This is a genomic window from Gilliamella sp. Bif1-4 (assembly GCF_001690535.1).
Taxonomy (GTDB): Bacteria; Pseudomonadota; Gammaproteobacteria; order Enterobacterales; family Orbaceae; genus Gilliamella; species Gilliamella bombi.
Map to the genome: position 1 here is coordinate 1 of NZ_LZHC01000066.1, position 3,583 is coordinate 3,583.

Annotated in this window: 8 protein-coding genes; 2 read left to right on the top strand and 6 right to left on the bottom strand. The window is 38.8% G+C overall.

The window, feature by feature from the left end; translation table 11 throughout:
• The 6 genes from A9G25_RS11320 to A9G25_RS11345 form a co-directional block, all read right to left on the bottom strand.
• The coding region (locus tag A9G25_RS11320; RefSeq protein ID WP_141674942.1) for a DDE-type integrase/transposase/recombinase at nt 1–483 on the bottom strand (483 nt) is incomplete at its 3' end.
• Entirely contained in the window at nt 480–761 is a 282-nt protein-coding gene (locus A9G25_RS11325; protein WP_065625218.1) for an IS3 family transposase, read from the bottom strand. The genes A9G25_RS11325 and A9G25_RS11320, both read right to left, overlap by 4 nt.
• A 12-nt stretch (nt 762–773) precedes the next feature.
• On the bottom strand, nt 774–1,904 hold the full coding sequence (locus tag A9G25_RS11330) for a primase-helicase zinc-binding domain-containing protein (protein WP_065627008.1): 1,131 nt from the start codon (nt 1,902–1,904) through the stop codon (nt 774–776).
• Nucleotides 1,905–1,914: 10 nt separating this feature from the next.
• A complete protein-coding gene (locus A9G25_RS11335; protein WP_065627009.1) occupies nt 1,915–2,289 on the bottom strand; it encodes a hypothetical protein in 375 nt (124 codons plus the stop codon).
• On the bottom strand, nt 2,282–2,473 hold the full coding sequence (locus A9G25_RS11340) for a hypothetical protein (RefSeq protein WP_065627010.1): 192 nt from the start codon (nt 2,471–2,473) through the stop codon (nt 2,282–2,284). The genes A9G25_RS11335 and A9G25_RS11340 overlap by 8 nt, the downstream gene beginning before the upstream one ends.
• Nucleotides 2,460–2,681 (bottom strand): hypothetical protein, encoded by a 222-nt coding sequence (locus A9G25_RS11345; protein WP_065627011.1) that lies wholly within the window; start codon nt 2,679–2,681, stop codon nt 2,460–2,462. The genes A9G25_RS11340 and A9G25_RS11345 overlap by 14 nt, the downstream gene beginning before the upstream one ends.
• Nucleotides 2,682–2,822: 141 nt before the next feature.
• Here A9G25_RS11345 and A9G25_RS11350 point away from each other — a divergent pair, with 141 nt between their 5' ends.
• Both A9G25_RS11350 and A9G25_RS11355 read left to right on the top strand, forming a co-directional pair.
• A complete protein-coding gene (locus A9G25_RS11350) occupies nt 2,823–3,104 on the top strand; it encodes an IS3 family transposase (RefSeq protein ID WP_065625218.1) in 282 nt (93 codons plus the stop codon).
• Nucleotides 3,101–3,583: DDE-type integrase/transposase/recombinase (locus A9G25_RS11355; protein WP_141674942.1), on the top strand; the 483-nt coding region annotated here is incomplete at its 3' end. The genes A9G25_RS11350 and A9G25_RS11355, both read left to right, overlap by 4 nt.

Here is a 3,583-nt window from a genome sequence, read left to right on the forward strand (position 1 = left end):
GTCTATGTAGCGACTGGTTTGCCTAGCAATCACTTTTCGTCCATATAAATCGATAATCACCGACAAATATAACCAACCTTCACCCGTTTTAATATAAGTAATATCGGTTACCCATGTTTTATTAGGTTTATCAGGATTAAATTGCCTATCTAACGTGTTGGGCGCAATATTGTGATGAGCCTTGTCTGTTTTATGCTTGAATTTACGTGCTGCTTTACTCCGTAATCCCAATTGTTGCAAAACACGGCTAATTGTCCTTTCTGAAACTTGATAGCCTGCTTCTCTTGCATCATGAAGCAGGCTTGGCGCACCCAAACGGGCTTTATGTTGCCAATACTGCTTTTGGATATACTCGCTGAGTTTAACTGATTTGTTTGCTCTTTTTAACCAAGCATAATAACCCGATGAACTGACACCAAGTAATGAGCATATCCTAGTAACGGGATAGCAGGTTAAATGATTTTTCATATAAGCGTACTTCATCGACTTGGATTGTTGATGAAGTACACATGCGCCTTTTTTAGTATATCATTAGCCATTTTCAGTTCTTTAATCTCTTTTTCTAACGCCATAATCCGCTGTTGCTCAGCGGTTAACTCTCGACGGCTGGTTTTATTCGGGGAAAGTTGCCTAATCCATTTATCTAGGGTTGATTTACCCACACCTAGATGATTGGCAAGTTCGCTGATAGAAAGGTGTGCATTAGATAACGCATAATCCACTGATTGTTGTTTGAATTCGATATTAAATTTTTTGACCATGATATTTGTCTCCTATGATTTTTGTTTATACCATAGAGGCAACTTTTGTCCACTTTTTTGGCGAGGATCATAATATTGATTGAGCAGTTCGGCGCGTTGGCTTGATGCCATTTGCGATAGGTTCATACTTGATAACTCGGTTTGCATGTTAAGTTTTGTCACTGTGGGTAACTCTGGTTTTATGAGGTTTTTATTAAAATGAGCCAAAGCGTTATCACTCCCAAATTGTTGCCTATAATCATCCCAATCACATTTATAATCTGTATCAGGAATGGAGTAATAACCATTTACCGCTTGAGACGCTTCTATTGCTTTAGCTAAGCCCGTATTTGGGCTTTGGCCAATATCGTTATCACCAGCAATAATGATTTTAGCGGTTGGATTCAGTTCACGAATAGACTTAGCCACATGAATAAGATTGCCTGCATCCATTGCTGATATAACCATAGATTGTTGGCGGAATTCCGCTATCGATATCCCTGTAGCTAAACCCTCACAGATAATAATTTCATTGTGTGCGAGCAAATTTGCGCACACCTCGGCAGGTCTACTCAATATTGAGCGCACTAATATAAAAGCACTTTTCTTATTTGAGCCTCTCATTAAGTGCTTACTGCCGTCAGGTTCGATAAATTGGCCACCTGCGTATTCATTATGAAGATTCAGCATGGGCACAAAAATGCGCCCGTTATCTAACAAGGGTAAATCAAAGGTTAACCCTTTCTTGGTCAGGTATTGAGATTGCCCTAATGTTGCTTTAGATAGCAAATACTCGACCTTTTTACATACGGGATTATCTGGTATGTTATCATTATGTAATGGTTCAGAATCTATTTTTCTAAATGCGAGATTTTCCCGTATTTGGTTATTCGGATTAGACAGATTTAAACACTCCACTACTTTACTCGATGCTTCTTTAGCGTCGCATTGATAATAGTTTTTGATAAGCTCTAAGCCGTCACCACTACCACACTGGTTACAAATGTAAGTACCTCTACCATTTTGGTTATCAAATCTAAATCTATCTTTACCGCCACAGACAGGGCAGGGGCAATGCTTGCCATTACCCACTTCAATACCTAATGATTGAAAGATATAATCCCATTTACCTACGGCTTGGGCTGTAATTTCATTGATTTTCATTACATCCCCCTTAATGAATTATCGCGCTAGATTCAGCTTTGATATCTTCGGCTAAATCAATAAATAACGTTGCAAGCATTTCTTGCCCGAATTGCGTTAGTGTCATAGGTTTATCGTCACTTTCGGCGTACATCTTTTTTAATAGCCCATAGGTGCGGTTTAACCCCTCACTTTCGCCAAAGTCTTCAATCAAACATTCTTCAAGGCTAACTTTTAACCCTAAAACAATTAAATCTTTGTCAATATCAATCTTGATACCCTCATGAATAAACACCTTGGCACCGTTTTTATTAATCTGCTCAATTAAAAATAAGCCTGCTATAATCGCCATGGTAGAATCAACGATACTATGATGAATTGCTGTTACTTCTTGCTGATTATCCATGATTTACCCCCTTAATTTGTGTCATGTATCGCCTAACTTCGGGCGGTAGTCGCTTGGTGACATCGGCGAGTAAGTTAGGGATTTCATCCTTGCCAAAAGAAAATAGTGCTACATATTTGCCATTTTTAAGCCTTAATGCGGTAATAGTGCCGTCATCGTTATGGACAAAATCAAACTCTTTCATTCTTTGCCTCCTTGCGCTCGGTTTCGCTTCTAAATAGCTTTTTAGAATCGTTAATCAAGTCTGATACAGCATCAAGGGCATAGGCGCGTAACTCATCATTAATTGGCATATCCGAATCACAATCCACCATTAAAAGCATGGTGATAGCGTTGGCTTGTCCTAGTTTTGTATTGATAGTATTCATTGCGTCCAGTGAGATATTAGCCATTGTTTTTCTCCTCCATTAACCCGTACTCTTGTAACTCATCAAAAGCTTGCTCTACTAAATCAACGATAACCTGATCCTCGCCAAAAAAGTGGACAAAAGTTGCCTCTATGGTATAAACAAAAATCATAGGAGACAAATATCATGGTCAAAAAATTTAATATCGAATTCAAACAACAATCAGTGGATTATGCGTTATCTAATGCACACCTTTCTATCAGCGAACTTGCCAATCATCTAGGTGTGGGTAAATCAACCCTAGATAAATGGATTAGGCAACTTTCCCCGAATAAAACCAGCCGTCGAGAGTTAACCGCTGAGCAACAGCGGATTATGGCGTTAGAAAAAGAGATTAAAGAACTGAAAATGGCTAATGATATACTAAAAAAGGCGCATGTGTACTTCATCAACAATCCAAGTCGATGAAGTACGCTTATATGAAAAATCATTTAACCTGCTATCCCGTTACTAGGATATGCTCATTACTTGGTGTCAGTTCATCGGGTTATTATGCTTGGTTAAAAAGAGCAAACAAATCAGTTAAACTCAGCGAGTATATCCAAAAGCAGTATTGGCAACATAAAGCCCGTTTGGGTGCGCCAAGCCTGCTTCATGATGCAAGAGAAGCAGGCTATCAAGTTTCAGAAAGGACAATTAGCCGTGTTTTGCAACAATTGGGATTACGGAGTAAAGCAGCACGTAAATTCAAGCATAAAACAGACAAGGCTCATCACAATATTGCGCCCAACACGTTAGATAGGCAATTTAATCCTGATAAGCCTAATAAAACATGGGTAACCGATATTACTTATATTAAAACGGGTGAAGGTTGGTTATATTTGTCGGTGATTATCGATTTATATGGACGAAAAGTGATTGCTAGGCAAACCAGTCGCTACATAGAC

What these genes read in the sequence shown, in the direction of transcription:
- A9G25_RS11325 (WP_065625218.1), bottom strand. Translation starts at nt 761, where the DNA reads ATGGTCAAAAAATTTAATATCGAATTCAAACAACAATCAGTGGATTAT.
- A9G25_RS11330 (WP_065627008.1), bottom strand. Translation starts at nt 1,904, where the DNA reads ATGAAAATCAATGAAATTACAGCCCAAGCCGTAGGTAAATGGGATTAT.
- A9G25_RS11335 (WP_065627009.1), bottom strand. Translation starts at nt 2,289, where the DNA reads ATGGATAATCAGCAAGAAGTAACAGCAATTCATCATAGTATCGTTGAT.
- A9G25_RS11340 (WP_065627010.1), bottom strand. Translation starts at nt 2,473, where the DNA reads ATGAAAGAGTTTGATTTTGTCCATAACGATGACGGCACTATTACCGCA.
- A9G25_RS11345 (WP_065627011.1), bottom strand. Translation starts at nt 2,681, where the DNA reads ATGGCTAATATCTCACTGGACGCAATGAATACTATCAATACAAAACTA.
- A9G25_RS11350 (WP_065625218.1), top strand. Translation starts at nt 2,823, where the DNA reads ATGGTCAAAAAATTTAATATCGAATTCAAACAACAATCAGTGGATTAT.